Raw genomic sequence first — 15,500 nt, 5'->3', positions numbered from 1 at the left:
GGAGATGAGTATTTGACACTCCCAGTATTTCTGGAGCTTGTGGAATTTAAAGCGAAAACAGCCAGTGTCCTCCCATTTTTTATCGGAATTTGTTACAGCTGGTATAACTACGGCTCAATTCATTTAGGTTATGTGGTGTTATACTTTATTGCTATGCTGATCTTCAACATGGCAGTAGATATTTTAGATAATTATAACGATTACCATCACGCAACAGAAGTTCATGATTACAAAGAAAAAACAAATATTATCGGACGCGAGCAGCTCTCGCTTCCATTCGTTTTTCGCTTAATGATCGGTATGATCGTCGTTTCGGCGGTGATGGGTATCGTATTGGCCTATTTCGTCGGTTGGCCCTTGTTTTGGATGGGACTTTATTGTTACTTGATTGGTATCTTTTACTCATCAGGTCCGCGGCCTTTATCGAGTTTACCGCTAGGTGAGTTTTTTTCAGGATTTACGATGGGCTTCATGATTTCGTTGATTTGTGTATATTTGAATACTTATGAAACCTTTCAATGGAATAGCGCGACCTTGGGTGGAATATTTCTAATCGCACTACCCAATACACTGTGGATCGCTAACTTGATGCTGGCCAACAACATTTGTGATTTGGAGGAAGATGAAAACAACAATCGTTATACATTGGTGCATTATTTAGGAAAGAGTCAAGGATTACGGCTATTTGTTCTTTTGAACATTATTGCATTTGTAGCGATCTTGACAGCAGTGGTTCTGCATTTAGCACCATGGACGATGTTGTTGACGTTTCTCGTCTTACCATTTGTCTGGAAACAGACAAAACTATTTATGCATAAACAAATCAAACGCGAAACCTTTGTCTGCGCTGTAAAGATCCTTGCGGTCGGAGCATGTGCGCAGGTCATTAGTTTTGCGATCGGTTTGATTTTATAATTTTTTGAAGGAAGAAAGGAAGTAATAGGAAATGAAGGAAGTTGTCATTTTAGGAGCAGGCTACGCAGGGTTGCGAGCATTGCATGTATTACAAGGAGCAAAAGGTGATTTTCATATTACATTAGTAGATAAGAATGACTACCATTATGAAGCGACAGATTTGCATGAAGTGGCTGCTGGAACGCAGCCAAGAGAGCGAATTAGTTACGATATCGCTGATGTGGTACGACCACAAAAAACAACTTTCCTACAAAATGAAGTTGCAACGATTGACCGTCAAAGTCAACGGATCATGTTTACGGATCAAACATCTCTTTCCTATGATTATTTGATCGTAGCATTAGGATTTGAATCTGAGTCATTTGGGATCCCAGGTGTTAATGAAAACGCATTGGAAATGGTAGATGTTGATTCAGCAGAAACTATTTATCATCATTTATTGAAACAAATGAAAGAATACAAAAAAACACAAGATCCAGATTTATTGAAAATCGTCGTATGTGGGGCGGGATTCACTGGAGTAGAACTCTTAGGTTCTTTAGTGGAAAATCGGAAGGAATTTGCTGAGATCGCAGGTGTCCAATCAGAAGAAATCAAACTCTTTTGTGTAGAAGCAGTTACGCGATTATTACCGATGTTTGATGAAAATCTGTCTGCCTATGGAATCAATAACTTGGTAAAATGGGGTGTTGAATTTCTAACAGGAAAACCAATCAAAGAAATCAAGCCTGGAGTAGTTGTTTATCAAACGGATGCTGAAACGGGTGCTACAGAAGAATTGTCTGCTAAAACGATCATTTGGACAACAGGTGTCAGTGGAAGCCATGTCATGGCAGATTCAAATTATGCGGCTCGCCGTGGACGTGTGATGGTCAACCAAGATTTAAGTGATCCAGAGCACAGTAATGTTTTTGTAGTAGGGGATGTTTCAGCTGTGATGGATCCTGCAACAAATCGCCCTTATCCAACGACAGCACAGATTGCTTTGAAAATGGGGTATCAAGCTGCCAAAAACTGTCTACACTTGATTAAAGGTGAAAAAACGGAAGACTTTCATTTTGAATCTTTAGGATCTGTAGCCTCTATTGGGAACACGCATGCCTTTGGTTTGGTGGGTAAAATGCCTGTAAAAGGTTATCCAGCATCATTTGTCAAAAAAGCCATCATGGACCGCTCCCTGTTCCTAACTGGTGGGGTCAAAGAAGTGTTAGCAAAAGGCCGCTTTGATTTTTATCATTGAGTCGTGCGCTATTTTTTCGACTTAACATTAACAGAAGCAAGAAGAGAACATGTACCGATGGAGATAGTTTAATTATAAGTAAAATAGACAGAGATGCCCGATTCATGTTGGGCGTTTCTGTCTATTTACTACTATTTCAGTTTTTAACACCATAGGGCGTAAGGCCTTTATTGAATCTCTAGATAAATGATTAGGTTTTGAAGAGAAAACAGGGTAAGAAAAAACCCCCTTTTGTACCTTTATTAAAAAAATGTTAAAATAAAGAGACTATGTTTGTTGGGAGGCATGAAATGACGATTCGTAAAGAAAGACGCCGTTTAGAAAAACGATTGAAGCGTTCATTATTAGCAAAAAAAGGGTTGACGATGGCTACAACTGTGGTAGCCGGTTCAACGATTGCACCAAATTTGGTTTTAGCTGCAGAAACAGCGACTTCAGATGATGCAAAAAACCAAGCAGAGATCACAGAAAATCAAGTATCTGGAGGAAATAGCTCCACTGATTCAACTGGAGACAGCATTCAAAGCAGTGCTGACGAGACGATTTCGACAGAGGAAACAACAGAACCAACTGTTCCTATTGAAGAGCAGCCTGTTACAACACCTGAGGAAGCGGCAACGCCACAGGAAACTATCACGGAAGATACAGCGGTCGTTGAGACGCCAATTGTTGCTGCACCTGCGTTAGCAAGAACCTCGATCTTCTCAGCACGTGCTGATACGAGTGGATTTATTGCGAAAGCAAGTGGTTATGCAACAGAAGTAGCTGCCGCTAATGATCTCTATGCATCAGTGATGATTGCACAAGCTATCCTAGAATCCGGCTGGGGTACTTCGACTTTGACGACCCAAGCGAACAATATGTTTGGAATCAAAGGAAGTTATAATGGGCAGTATGTCGAAATGGCAACATTGGAAGATAATGGTTCGGGCAATTATTATCAAATTATAGCGAAGTTCCGCAAATATCCATCTTTAAGAGAATCTTTCCAAGATAATGCGTATGTCTTACGAAATACCAGTTTTGCTGCCGGTAGCTATTATTACAGCGGTGCTTGGAAGAGCAATACGAGATCATATACAGAAGCAACGGCATGGCTGCAAGGACGCTATGCGACTGATACTTCCTATGCCAGCAAATTGAACAATCTTATTGCAACGTATAACTTAACTCAATACGATAGCGGCAGTTCCGCTGGGAACGGTGACATGAATAATGTTGAGACCCCTGTAGGAGAAAACGCGATTCAAAAGCAAATGAAAACGACTGCATCTATGAATATCCGTTCAGATGCGTCTACTACAGCAGCAGTTACCGGCTCACTTACTGCGAATACAACCTTTACGGCAGTTGCGGTCAAAACAGGAACGAGCGTCAATGGCAATACAAATTGGTATAAAGTTTCTGGCAAAGGCTGGGTCAGTGGTGCGTATTTAACAGAAGTAAATTCTGGTTCAACATCAGGCAATGCAAATGATAATACTGTCAATACTGGAATCAACCAAAAGATGAAGACGACTGCGACATTGAATATTCGTTCTACAGCATCGACGAGTGGCAGCATCGTTGGCTCATTGAGTCAAGGCAGCACTGTGACAGCAACGGCAGTCAAAACAGGAACGAGCGTCAATGGTAATACGAAATGGTACTATGTTTCTGGCAAAGGCTGGGTCAGCGGCGCGTATTTAACAGAAGTAAATTCTGGTTCAACATCAGGCAATACAAATGATAATACTGCCAATACTGGAATCAACCAAAAGATGAAGACGACTGCGACATTGAATATTCGTTCTACAGCATCGACAAGTGGCAGCATCGTTGGCTCATTGAGCCAAGGCAGCACCGTAACAGTAACAGCCGTCAAAAATGGTACTAGTGTCAATGGCAATACGAAATGGTACTATGTTTCTGGCAAAGGCTGGGTCAGCGGCGCGTATTTAACGAGTGACTCTAGCTCATCGTCGAATACATCGAATACAGGTGATTCGATCAATCAAAAGATGAAAACGACCGCGACATTGAATATTCGTTCTACAGCATCGACAAGTGGCAGCATCGTTGGTTCATTGAGCCAAGGCAGTACCGTGACAGCAACAGCCGTCAAAAATGGTACTAGTGTTAATGGGAATAACAAATGGTACTATGTTTCTGGCAAAGGCTGGGTCAGTGGTGCCTATCTTACGAAGACCGCGACAAATGCTTCTTCAAGTAATAGTTCTGCCAATAATAGTTCTTCGACTAAATATCATACCGTTAAATCTGGGGACAGTCTGTGGTCTCTTGCGCAAAAGTATGGTAGTAGTATTGACCAAATCACTTCATGGAATCGCTTGTCCAATAATATCATTTATGTTGGTCAAAAATTGATCGTGAAATAGTGAGACACCTGATTTCATGCAACTCAAAAGAAAATCAATCAGCATTACCCGATACACATTCGTGATATCGGGTAATGCTTTTTTGCTGGTTTGTTCGTAATAAAAATCGCTGAAGATAGATTTATTTTTGAATGGTCTTTTAGAATCATTCTGTTTACCTCTGTCAAAGAATCCAAGCAGATTTTGGTTCCGTCCCCCCTATGGAGTTTCCTATTTTTTAGGTAAAATAGAAAACAAAGAAAGGAGTGGAGAGTATGAAGACGATTGTTTATAGTGGGATGATGAACGGATTGACGATTGATCGCTCACGACGAGATAGTATCTACAATATGGTGAAGCATTGGCATTCTGAATGCGAAATCCAATATTTTATAGAAGGGAACCGCTATTTTTTGATTGGAGAAAAAACCTATAAAATCCAACCTGGTACATTGGTTATGATTCACCCCGACTGTGTCCACAATACATTCTCAGGAAAGTATATTTATCATGATCGTGTACTCGTTCTCTATGAAGCCAGCAAATTTCCAAGAATCGCTCAATCCATGGGAATAGATCTGGAGACCTTTTTTTTAAAACATCATGGTATCATTCAGATTCCGCCAGCGGATCGCTCTTACGTACAAACGCTCTTAGCGAAAATCGCAGATGAAGTGATCCACAAAGAATACAATTACCAGGTAATGGTCGAAACAAAATTAATCGAACTTTTTATTTTTATTCAGCGGATCAAGAACTTCAGGGGGCTTTCTGATGAACCGGCAGAAAGTTTGGGAAAACAAAGCGAGCTAGTTAATCAAATTGCAGCCTTTATTCGTCGGAACTATGCATCGATCCATTCATTGGAACAAATCGCTTCGTCTTTTTATCTCGACAAATCCTATTTATGCCGTATCTTCAAGCGTGCAACAGGCTACACCATCACTGAATATACCAACATTCAACGAATCCGTCAGTCTCAGCGATTACTGGAAGATACAGATTGGGATATTGCTGAAATAGCGAGAAAAAGTGGATACAGCAACATTACCTACTACAACCGTGTGTTCAAAAAATATACAGAGACATCCCCTTTGCAATACCGCAAGAAACAAATTGCATACAAAGAAAGTCTGCGAGAAAAAAATAATTTCTAAATAGTCACTCATCTTTGCACAGGCATGAAAGGGGGATTATTTTCCTGTTAAAAAAGTCAATATTGTACAAGTTCGCGGATATTACGTCACTTTTTTGTGCAAGTTTTGCTTGTCTATTGCTGAGACATTTTTTGTCCGATAAAATCAGTAAGCGGATACATAAATGAAAAATTGTAAACGTGTGCATTTTATGGAGGAGGAAATAATCAGATGAAAAAGAAGATATTGGTTGCCAGTCTTTTTAGCACTTTAGTTCTAGCAGCGTGTGGATCTCAGCCTGACACTACTGGTTCTGGCAGCAGTGGTTCAACAAAAGATGCAGAAGCAGTGACGATTAAGTTTGCTTGGTGGGGAGCGGATAATCGTCATGATGCGATGCAAGATGTAGTGGCTCTTTTTGAAGAGGAATATCCGCATATCACGGTTAACACAGAGTATGGTGCGTGGGATGGATGGCAAGAAAAGACATTGACTCAGCTATCCGGTAAAACTGAAGCAGACGTGATGCAAGTGAATTACAATTGGCTCTTTTCATTCGGGAAGGGCAAGAATATCTTTATGGACTTGAATGAGGTCAGTGACTATTTGACGCTAGACAATTGGGAAAGTTCTTATTTAGAAGCGATGCAAGTGGGTGGTGAACAAGCCGCGGTTCCCCACGGAATGACCGGTCGGGTTCCTTTGATGAACCAAGCACTTTATGAAGCCAATGGGTTGGAACTGCCGACGACCTATGATGATCTTTTGGCAGCGGGAGAAGTCATTGCGAAAGGGAATACGCCAACTGGTGAAGACAATCAGTACGCATATCTCAATGTGGGAGAGTTCTCATTAGATCTATTTATTGCTCAGATGCTTTACAACTATACAGGGAAGATCATGCAGACCGATGGGACAGTCAACTATAGTGTGGCTGAAGTGAAAGAAGTGCTTGAAAGATATAAAGAATTGGAAGATGCTGGTGCACTGCCGACTTTTGAGCAAACAAGCCCAATCGATACGGAATCAAACCCTCAATGGGTAGAAGGCAATGCAGGCTCTGTTTATGAGTGGGCAAACTCACTGGCGAAATGGACAAACTCATACAAAGGCGGCGACGGGTTAGATGAGTTAGTTGTAGGAGATTTCTTGCAAGTCGATGCTGACTCTAAACCAAGTATCTATGTGAAACCAAATTTTGGCTACGCAATTTCAAAAAATTCGAAACATCCTGAAGCAGCAGCCACTTTTATTGAGTTCTTGTTTACCAATGAGCAAGCGGTGAAGGCTGCCGGAGATTCTTTGGGTATTTCAAGCAACACAGTTTGTTACGATCTGCAAGTAGCGAATCAACTAGTCGAAGGTGCTGTGGCTGAAGGGTACGCCAAATTGGATGACTATGAACAAACGGTGTTAGATCCATACTTTGAAGACGAAAATGTGCGGGGAGAAAGATATACGGTTTACGAGGCATTTCGGACAGGAAAGTTCACGTCGGAGGAAGCTGCGAAGCAATTCATTGAGAAACAGCAAGCAGCACTTGATAAGTATTACCAAGAATAGGAAGCAACAAGAAGGAATGCGAGACTTAGCTACGTCCCGTACCCTTCTTTTTCCAAAATAAAATTGGACATGAGTGAGAATGTCTGGAAGTAACCCATTAGTATCTGGGCGTTCATTTAGAAGGTAAAGGAGTCAAATGCGATGTTGAAAAAAATGAAAAGAACAAATTGGGTGATCTACTGCATGCTCATGCCATGGATCATTGGCTTCCTAGTCTTTAAAGTTTACCCAATCATTATTTCTTTTTACTACAGTTTGTTAGAATATCCGATTTTAGGTGATCCGGAGTTTGTCGGATTACAAAATTATCTAGAGATTTTTACAAAAGACGATACGTTTACTGCGAGTTTCTTTGCAACAATCAAATATGTGTTGATTGGTACCCCAGCAGTTATCATTGTCTCTTTTGCAGTAGCAGCCATCTTGAATTTTAAGCTTAAGGGAGTCAATTTCTTTCGTACCGCTTATTATATTCCTTCTATTTTAGGAGGAAATGTAGCTGTTTCAATTTTATGGACCATGCTTTTTGATGTCAACGGACCTGTGAATATGGTGTTGAGTGTTTTTACACTCGGAAACGATGTCGCCATTAACTGGACAAAAGATCCAAAGTTCGCGATTTTTACCCTGATTATTTTAAAAACTTGGCAATTCGGTTCGACCATGTTGATTTTCTTATCGGCATTGCAAGGTGTTTCTAAAACAGTTTATGAAGCGGCAGAAATGGATGGGGCTTCAAAAATAAGACAACTGTTCAATATCACTGTACCGATTATTACCCCCGTAATTTTGTTCAACGCCGTAAATGTATTAGTCAAAGCGTTTCAAGAGTTTAACTCCGCGTATTTAATCACTAAAGGTGGACCAAATAAGACGACTTATTTCTTGAATCTTTATATTTATGATCAAGCCTTTCAAAATGGGAATTATGGCTATGCGAGTGCACTAACATGGATTTTGTTGGTGATCATCGGTATATTTACGGTTATTATTTTCAAGTCATCTGATCGGTGGGTATTTTATAATGATTAAGGGGGCTGAATAATGGAAATGAGTAAATCTCGAAGACGGATGAATGAAATCATTCGTTATGGATTATTGATTGGTGTGGGGATTATCTTGATTTATCCGTTGTTTTGGATGATTGGTTCTGCGTTTAAAGAGAACCGGGACATTTTTGGTAGCTTGAGTATTTTCCCGCCAAGTGACCGTGTGGTTACAACGAATTTTTCCGATGCTTGGCAGTTGACGCGAGACCATTCTATCTGGTTTTTCTTTGGGAATACACTGAAATTTTTGATTCCAAAAACGATTTTTACAGTTTTATCTTGCGTGATTACCGCCTATGTGATTGCACGAAAATCGTTTAAAGGGAAAAAATTTGTCTTTGGTGCCGTGATCGTTACATTATTGATGCCAGAACTGGCTTTTCGCATTCCGCTGTATCTGTTGTACCGTGAGGTGGGACTTTTGGATAGTTTTGCCAGCCTTTATGTAGCGGATATTTTTGCTAGTTCTTCGTTTTTTGTATTTATGATCATTCAATTTATGCGAACAATTCCTAGAGAGTTAGATGAAGCGGCAGTGATGGACGGGTGTAATGAATTTCAGATTTTGTTCAAAATCATCATTCCCGTAATCAAACCAATTCTGATTACCGTTGCCTTGCTAAGCTTTATGTGGGGCATGAATGATTTCCAAGGACCATTGATTTATTTGAATAGTTCAGATAAAACGGTTCTATCAGTAGCATTGAAACAATTATTAGACGGTGAAGCAATGGTCTCCTATGGGAGAGTATTCGCTGCTTCTTGTTTGGGGCTGTTACCTATGATCGCAATTTTCTTTATGGGATCACGGTACTTTGTTGATGGCGTTGCTTCTACAGGAAGTAAAGAGTAGTCATATGTTGATCAGAAGAATTCTCGCACAAATCGTTGATTTTGTCTTAGGGATTTTAACCATATTTCTTATCTTTGTAGGAGGACTTCCGCTAATCGGTCGGATCATCAATAATGACTTTGTCGCTGTTTTGACTGCGATTTGTTTGATGTGTGTTATGTATTTTGCACTGCAATATCCATTCATGCAAAATCAGCAGACGATCGGAAAAGCATTCTTTCAGCTGCAGATCGTTTCAACAGATAAATATCGCAAAAATGTTCCAGTGGCAGTCATTTTTCAACGAGAGATTTTATGCAAACTAGCCAGCTGTTTCTTCATTTGCCTGCCGCTACTGTTTGGCAAAGAAGGAGGACATGAGGCATCTACACATACAAAGTTAAGAATTGGTAAAGGAGAAAATAGTTGGAAGAAATAAGACAATTTTTGGATCAAGTAATCGCACATTCTTCGCCAGAAGCACCTATTTGGAATCAAGAGGCTCGATTAGCCAATCATCCAATCCGTTGGAGTTATATCGATGGCTGCATGATTCTGGCGATCCAATACATGTTTAATGCAACACAAGACGAGAATTATCTTGCGTTTGTTGAAACCTTTATTGATCACTACATTGATGAGGCAGGGAATCCATTGGGGTACGATGAAAAAGAATATAACTGTGACGCAATCAATGAAGGAAAACTATTGTTTCAGTTATATGCAATCACTAAGAAAAGCAAATACCGCAAGGCTCTAGATAATCTGTATCGGCAAGTTTTGTTGCAACCGCGCACTAAGGAAGGAAGCATGTGGCATAAGCTGGTCTACCCGCAACAAGTTTGGCTAGATGGTTTATACATGGTTCAACCATTTGCGATCCAATACCAACTAACGTTTGGCAACTCCGCAGATGTTAGTGATGTGATTGGGCAATTCAAAAATGTCATGGAGTCAATGAAAGATCCGCGAACAGGATTGCTGTATCACGGATACGACTGTACGAGAACTGCATTTTGGGCGCATCCAAAGACAGGTTGTAGCGCAAACTTTTGGACTCGTTCTCTTGGATGGTATGCTATGGCATTAGTTGACACACTTGAAGTTTTACTGTCCCATGAAGGCTATCTCCAAGAAAAGCAGCAGTTGCAGCGCTATTTAACAGAACTTGTAGGTGCAGTAATGGCTTATCAAGATCCAAAAACGAGTCTCTTTTTTCAAGTAACAGATAGACCAGACGGTGAAGACAATTATTTAGAGACGAGTGGATCTGCTGCTTTGAGTTATGTGATGCTAAAAGCCAGTCGATTAGCTATTCTTCCTTCACAATATAAAATAATCGGCGAGACGATCCTACGCGCTCTTGTAAAGCACAAATTGGTTATTAAAAACGGAGAATTTACGTTGAAAGATATCTGTTTAGTTGCTGGCTTAGGGGGGATGCCTGGAAAAGGCAACTACAAAATCAGAGATGGCTCCTATGAGTATTATATTTCAGAGCCAGTTGTCAACGATGATGCTAAAGGCATCGGTCCGTTCGTTTATGCTTACAGTGAATGGTTGCAACTGCAGAACCAATAAAGCCAGTGATTCTTATCATTTTCGTAAGCGCAAACAAACCATTTGGTCTCCTTCGCAGAGTAAGATACAATGAAATGGTAGGCAACTTCCTTCAATGAAAAGGCAAGTGCTGAAAGATAGACCGATTTCATGCGTACACAAAATAAGGAGGCTTTCAAATGGATAAAAGAAACCTGACGATTATTGGCAGTTACGACACTCGGGCTGAAGCATTGACAGCAATTGATCAATTGCGAAACGAAGGGTACAACAAAGACGACATTGTTTTGTTTGCGAATGCAACGATCATCGAGCAGTTTGGCTTAGATACGTTAAGTAGTGCAGAAGTAGAAGCGACTGGAGGATCAGATGATGATCGTTCAATGTGGGAAAAAATCAAAGATGCTTTCTCATTTGGCGACTATGACCATCGGACGATTGATGATGAGAGTGATCCTTTATTTGCCTATCGTGACGACCTTGAGCAGGATCGTTTAGTGGTAGGAGTCTACGATTATCACGCAATCGATCGAATCGAAGAAACAGATACAGCGATCATTGATCAACCTGTTACAGGTGAGACAGCAATGCCTGATGAATCGGTTCATCCGACCCCTCGAATGGGAGATAGTGATATCGAAACACCAATTAATGACCCAAATCACTTGCGTAATTTATAAAAAAGATCCCATCCAGTAAATGGTCGGCTTATAATCAAAGAAATAGCAGCCCTGCAATGGCTGTTATTTCTTTGTATTTCAGATGTTAAGCTTGTAAAATACGGGACAATTGCTGCAACGAATTCTTAATTTGTTGCTCGTTTCTTTTTTTTGTATAATAGATGGAGAAAACCATTTCTTCAAAAAAATGCACGGTACTTCATATAAAGAGAAGGTGAGGGATAGCAATGAAGTTGAAATTTAATTTGCAGTCAGCACTCGTTAGTTGTTTTGTCACAATTATGTTGAGTATGGCAATTGATCAAGACGTAAATGCTTTTGTTGCGGCCCCGTTCCAGCGCAATTCTTCGGAGCCATCTTCTGAAGCACCAGTGCAGGTTGCCGAAACAAGTACGTCTGAAACGGAAACAACCAGTGAAACTTTTTATGAAGCACGGGTCAGTTCCTACTCCGAAACAACTGCACAGACCAGTGGAACAAAATCAAATGAAGATTCATCGGCCATTCCGTCTACAGAATCAGAAAGTATAGCTGACAGTAGTGAAGCAGTAGTGAAGGAGACAGATACAGCATCTAGCACTTCCAATAATGGATCAGCAAATTCTGATACTACGACTAGTACATCCGAAACGACGAGCTCCTCTAGCAGCAGCTCAAGTACGAGTAGTTCAACCTCTTCATCTAGCAGTTCAAGCAGTACAGACACAACTACTTCTGACGAAAGTGAAGAGAGCACAGAAGCTGGTGATACACCGATTGATAGTAATGATCCGGCCAATGCTGCGGATGGATCAGAACCATTAAAACTTCTTTTAGAAGAACCATTTGATGCCTTTTTTAGATAAGCGCTTCGGCAAAGATCGTCAGAATTTTAAACCAGCGAATCCCTTACGACTATTCATCTATTTGCTGAAGTAGCGACTGATTATTTTGTGCAATAAAAGTGCACCTTTTTCAAGCATATCACAAAGTGATTTCATTAAATTCGCTTATAATGAGTTGAAAAGGGGGCGCGCTATGGGCAAATATTTCAGAAGCTTTGAAAAGCTGATCAGTGCTATTGTTGATATTATGTTAGCAATTTTAGTTGTATTGGTATTGGTTGTGATGGCAGAAGCAATTTATAAAATCATTACTTATGTCATTCCTTTGACAAAAGTCAGTGATCTATCCTTCTTGATCGAAGAGATTGCTACGCTATTTATTTTACTTGAAATCATTTTGATGTTACTGCGTTATGTAAAAGAAGGACATCATATTCCTGTTCGTTATCTGATTCTGATCAGTATCACAGCGATTTTGCGGGAGTTGTTGTTGGCACAAGGAAAAGGGCTAGAGACGTTGTTTCTGGCGCTGGCAATTTTAGTACTGATTTTTGTTTTACAAGCACTAGAGAAGTTGAAATCTTTTCATAGCTCCAAAGACATCTGAAAAACAAATCAGAAAGTTGCTTAGAAATAAAAATAATCCTATCAGTAAACTGAATGACTCAGTTATTGATAGGATTATTTTTTGCGAATAAACTAGCACTCTCTGCTTGAAGTTGTTTCCCAATATCCGTTTGACGCACAGTGATTCGTTCTGTTTGACGAAGAACGATTTTCTTTTGCGTCATTAGATCCTTCCGCTCCTTGATTGCTGTCTGACGATCTGTAAATGGTTGGTGAGCAGCAAGTGTCATCCCAAAAGAATTAGATAGCAGCGTGTAACCGGCGATACCGGTAACTTCCTGATAGGAGCGGGATAAGCCACCGTCAATTACCAGTAGGTGCCCATTGGCTTTGATTGGCGTCTCTCCTTTTTTCACTTTTACTGGTGTGTGGCCGTTAATGATGTGTCCTGTCGAGTCTAATCCAAACGCAGCGAATAAGCGACGGCAAAATGCTTCTTTTTCTCTTAGGGTATAGTAGGCGTTTTTTTCTTCAATATGCGTGTGTTTATTACTGATGAAATAGCGCTCGAAGGTTTTCATGGATTTTTTACCGAAAAGAGAAGACCCTTCTCCGCACCAGAGATACCAAAGGACATCGGTCGCCAGATCGTCGGTCCTTTCTGGTGTTGCGAAACTCTGTTTTACACATTCTTGAAAGAAATCCATCAATGCTTTGCCCTGATAAGAGGTTTTTCCAAAGGACACTGAAAGGAAGCGACCATCAGGATGACAGGGGATGCAACCGTGGTACAGTAGATTGCCATTATAAATTTGATAGATCGTGCCTTTTTCTACTAGAAAACGTACATGGGTTGCTAACCTTTCGGAGGATTGAAATTGTTTGAGAAGATCCTCCAGTACTTTTTGCTCTTCATCAGTCAAAAGATAGGGTGCTTCGGGATCAACCAATTGAAAGCAAGCATGGATCAGAGGCTCAAAGTGATCCTCTAGCTGAATCTGCAAATCCTTTGTGATTTTACCCAATAGCAAACGATCCGCTAATTGAAATTCGGGGCGTCGTTTGATCACAGCGGCCTCTACCTTGAATTGAATGATTGCAAAGGCTTGCTGGAGGAGCATTGCGTCGTGAATTTCCTCTTCGGAAAGATCATCAACAGTTTTCTTAGGATAAAACCCCTTATTTTCTTGATAATGTTTACGACTAAATGCTATGGATTTAGAGAGGTCGATGCCATAGCCTTCTTTCAACAATGCTAAATTTCCATACCGTGCAGCGATCCGTATGGTACTTGCCAAACAAGGGAAAGAACCGCAGTAACTCCCGATCCACAAAATATCATGGTTCCCTAATTGGATATCCAAAGAAGGAAGCGCCATGAGCCGGTCGATGATTTTATCAGGTGCGGGTCCCCGGTCATAAATATCCCCAATAACATGTAGGTGATCAACGACAAAACGCTGAATCAAAAATGCTAGCTGTTCACAAAATAGAGGCGCTAAGGATAAGTCGATGATCTTATCAAAAATCGCTTTATAATAGGCTTCTTTGTTGAAGTCCGAGTCATATTGATACAGCAATTCTTCTAAAATATAAGCAAATTGTTTTGGTAAAGCTTTTCGAACTTTGGACCGCGTATATTTGCTGGAAGTAAAACGAGCCACTTTGACCAGTTGAGTCATTAATTGGATCCAATCCTCATGCGGATAGTCTTTTTCTTGCAATACTTCTTTTGGATAGTAAATCAAAAAACATAGCTCGGTCTTCTCAGCAGCGGTCAGTGAGTATTGAAACAATGTTTCGACTTTTTCCCGAATGCTGCCTGAACCATTGCGCAAGATATGATCAAAAGCTTCATATTCACCGTGCAGATCACTGACAAAGTGTTCGGTTGCTTTAGGTAACTGCTGGATCGCCTCTAAATTGATAATCTCAATGAAATCATTTAATTGATCTTCAGTGTGCATAGGCATTATTTTTGTAAAATTCTTCGATCAACATCGAACTTTCTTCGATCGACCGTTTGCTGACATCGATTACATTGATTCCTAGCTGTTGGAATAATTGATTCGCATAGGCTAGTTCATCATCGATCCGGCTTGGTTCTGTATAGTTAGTAGTTTCTTTCAACCCTAATGAAGCCAGTCGAGAACGGCGTATTTCGACGAGTGAGTCAGAATTTGTAGTGAGCCCGATCATTTTTTTGGGATCGATTTGATTGATCTCTTTGGGTAAAGCGACCTCAGGTATTAAAGGCAGATTAGCCACTTTGTAACCACGATTAGCCATATATAGACTTAACGGTGTCTTGGAAGTACGGGAAACACCGAGCAATACGATGTCAGCATCGAGAAAACCACGAGGATCCTTGCCGTCATCATACTTCACTGCAAACTCCATTGCAGCAACACGACTGAAGTATTCTTGATTTAAACGATGGATTGCGCCAGGTTCCTGAACTGCTTGTAGCCCGACGGTTGCTTCGATTACTGAGATCAATGGCGTCATGAAATCGACATGTTGAAGACCGGTGCGTTTAGCAAAGGCTTCGACAAATTTCACTAAATCTTTGTTAACAAGCGTCGTCACAACAATCGATTTATCCAGTAAAGCATCTTGTAAGATTTCCAATAAGCTCTCTTCATCATTTGTAAAAGGATACAGTTGAATATCGGATAGATCGATCGTAGGAAATTGTGCGGAAACTGCACTAATCAATTTTTGTGCTGTTTCACCAACGGAATCTGAAATCAAATATAGTCGAACATTCTTCATTT

The 15,500-nt window shown here is 40.5% G+C and carries 14 protein-coding genes; 12 read left to right on the top strand and 2 right to left on the bottom strand.

The features are described 5' to 3' along the window. Positions 1-12: 12 nt before the first annotated feature. The 12 genes from HED61_RS02450 to HED61_RS02395 all read left to right on the top strand — a co-directional run bounded on the left by HED61_RS02450 (position 13) and on the right by HED61_RS02395 (position 12,763). Complete coding sequence (locus HED61_RS02450; RefSeq protein WP_003129007.1) at positions 13-915, top strand: prenyltransferase; 903 nt, start codon at positions 13-15, stop codon at positions 913-915. Positions 916-946: 31 nt separating this feature from the next. After that, positions 947-2,155 (top strand): NAD(P)/FAD-dependent oxidoreductase, encoded by a 1,209-nt coding sequence (locus tag HED61_RS02445; protein ID WP_103300706.1) that lies wholly within the window; start codon positions 947-949, stop codon positions 2,153-2,155. Between the two features lie 290 nt (positions 2,156-2,445). Further along, positions 2,446-4,533 carry an SH3 domain-containing protein gene (locus tag HED61_RS02440; protein ID WP_138371400.1) on the top strand — a complete coding sequence of 696 codons (2,088 nt, stop codon included), beginning with the start codon at positions 2,446-2,448 and terminating at the stop codon, positions 4,531-4,533. A gap of 254 nt (positions 4,534-4,787) precedes the next feature. Then, complete coding sequence (locus HED61_RS02435; RefSeq protein WP_005473018.1) at positions 4,788-5,669, top strand: AraC family transcriptional regulator; 882 nt, start codon at positions 4,788-4,790, stop codon at positions 5,667-5,669. A gap of 210 nt (positions 5,670-5,879) precedes the next feature. Further along, the gene (locus tag HED61_RS02430) at positions 5,880-7,211 is read left to right on the top strand and encodes an ABC transporter substrate-binding protein (protein WP_081131850.1); all 1,332 of its coding nucleotides are present in this window, start codon (positions 5,880-5,882) and stop codon (positions 7,209-7,211) included. 141 nt (positions 7,212-7,352) lie between these two features. After that, the gene (locus HED61_RS02425; RefSeq protein ID WP_005473010.1) at positions 7,353-8,243 is read left to right on the top strand and encodes a carbohydrate ABC transporter permease; all 891 of its coding nucleotides are present in this window, start codon (positions 7,353-7,355) and stop codon (positions 8,241-8,243) included. Positions 8,244-8,255: 12 nt separating this feature from the next. Next, positions 8,256-9,113, top strand: a complete 858-nt coding sequence (locus HED61_RS02420) for a carbohydrate ABC transporter permease (protein ID WP_172461408.1) — start codon at positions 8,256-8,258, stop codon at positions 9,111-9,113. Between the two features lie 4 nt (positions 9,114-9,117). After that, complete coding sequence (locus tag HED61_RS02415) at positions 9,118-9,531, top strand: RDD family protein (RefSeq protein ID WP_113848989.1); 414 nt, start codon at positions 9,118-9,120, stop codon at positions 9,529-9,531. Further along, positions 9,519-10,673, top strand: a complete 1,155-nt coding sequence (locus tag HED61_RS02410; RefSeq protein ID WP_005473009.1) for a glycoside hydrolase family 88/105 protein — start codon at positions 9,519-9,521, stop codon at positions 10,671-10,673. The genes HED61_RS02415 and HED61_RS02410 overlap by 13 nt, the downstream gene beginning before the upstream one ends. Before the next feature lie 158 nt (positions 10,674-10,831). After that, entirely contained in the window at positions 10,832-11,332 is a 501-nt protein-coding gene (locus HED61_RS02405; protein WP_219645390.1) for a general stress protein, read from the top strand. Positions 11,333-11,559: 227 nt separating this feature from the next. Further along, positions 11,560-12,177 (top strand): hypothetical protein, encoded by a 618-nt coding sequence (locus HED61_RS02400; protein ID WP_005473007.1) that lies wholly within the window; start codon positions 11,560-11,562, stop codon positions 12,175-12,177. Positions 12,178-12,349: 172 nt separating this feature from the next. Further along, complete coding sequence (locus HED61_RS02395; RefSeq protein WP_081131849.1) at positions 12,350-12,763, top strand: phosphate-starvation-inducible PsiE family protein; 414 nt, start codon at positions 12,350-12,352, stop codon at positions 12,761-12,763. A 58-nt stretch (positions 12,764-12,821) separates the two neighbouring features. On the opposite strand, the gene HED61_RS02390 is transcribed toward HED61_RS02395, so the two are convergent. Continuing rightward, positions 12,822-14,696 (bottom strand): fructose-1,6-bisphosphatase, encoded by a 1,875-nt coding sequence (locus HED61_RS02390; RefSeq protein ID WP_219645389.1) that lies wholly within the window; start codon positions 14,694-14,696, stop codon positions 12,822-12,824. After that, positions 14,680-15,498 carry a pyruvate, water dikinase regulatory protein gene (locus tag HED61_RS02385; RefSeq protein ID WP_003129026.1) on the bottom strand — a complete coding sequence of 273 codons (819 nt, stop codon included), beginning with the start codon at positions 15,496-15,498 and terminating at the stop codon, positions 14,680-14,682. The genes HED61_RS02390 and HED61_RS02385 overlap by 17 nt, the downstream gene beginning before the upstream one ends. Positions 15,499-15,500 lie beyond the last annotated feature (2 nt).

Source organism: Enterococcus gallinarum (assembly GCF_021496385.1).
GTDB classification, from domain to species: domain Bacteria; phylum Bacillota; class Bacilli; order Lactobacillales; family Enterococcaceae; genus Enterococcus_D; species Enterococcus_D gallinarum.
Note: the sequence above shows the minus strand (reverse complement) of the source record. Positions and strands in the feature narration are given on the sequence as shown.

Bases quoted from the DNA above. Each gene is read 5' to 3' on its own strand.
- HED61_RS02445 (WP_103300706.1), top strand. From the start codon at position 947: ATGAAGGAAGTTGTCATTTTAGGAGCAGGCTACGCAGGGTTGCGAGCA.
- HED61_RS02440 (WP_138371400.1), top strand. From the start codon at position 2,446: ATGACGATTCGTAAAGAAAGACGCCGTTTAGAAAAACGATTGAAGCGT.
- HED61_RS02435 (WP_005473018.1), top strand. From the start codon at position 4,788: ATGAAGACGATTGTTTATAGTGGGATGATGAACGGATTGACGATTGAT.
- HED61_RS02430 (WP_081131850.1), top strand. From the start codon at position 5,880: ATGAAAAAGAAGATATTGGTTGCCAGTCTTTTTAGCACTTTAGTTCTA.
- HED61_RS02425 (WP_005473010.1), top strand. From the start codon at position 7,353: ATGTTGAAAAAAATGAAAAGAACAAATTGGGTGATCTACTGCATGCTC.
- HED61_RS02420 (WP_172461408.1), top strand. From the start codon at position 8,256: ATGGAAATGAGTAAATCTCGAAGACGGATGAATGAAATCATTCGTTAT.
- HED61_RS02415 (WP_113848989.1), top strand. From the start codon at position 9,118: ATGTTGATCAGAAGAATTCTCGCACAAATCGTTGATTTTGTCTTAGGG.
- HED61_RS02405 (WP_219645390.1), top strand. From the start codon at position 10,832: ATGGATAAAAGAAACCTGACGATTATTGGCAGTTACGACACTCGGGCT.
- HED61_RS02400 (WP_005473007.1), top strand. From the start codon at position 11,560: ATGAAGTTGAAATTTAATTTGCAGTCAGCACTCGTTAGTTGTTTTGTC.
- HED61_RS02395 (WP_081131849.1), top strand. From the start codon at position 12,350: ATGGGCAAATATTTCAGAAGCTTTGAAAAGCTGATCAGTGCTATTGTT.
- HED61_RS02390 (WP_219645389.1), bottom strand. From the start codon at position 14,696: ATGCCTATGCACACTGAAGATCAATTAAATGATTTCATTGAGATTATC.
- HED61_RS02385 (WP_003129026.1), bottom strand. From the start codon at position 15,498: ATGAAGAATGTTCGACTATATTTGATTTCAGATTCCGTTGGTGAAACA.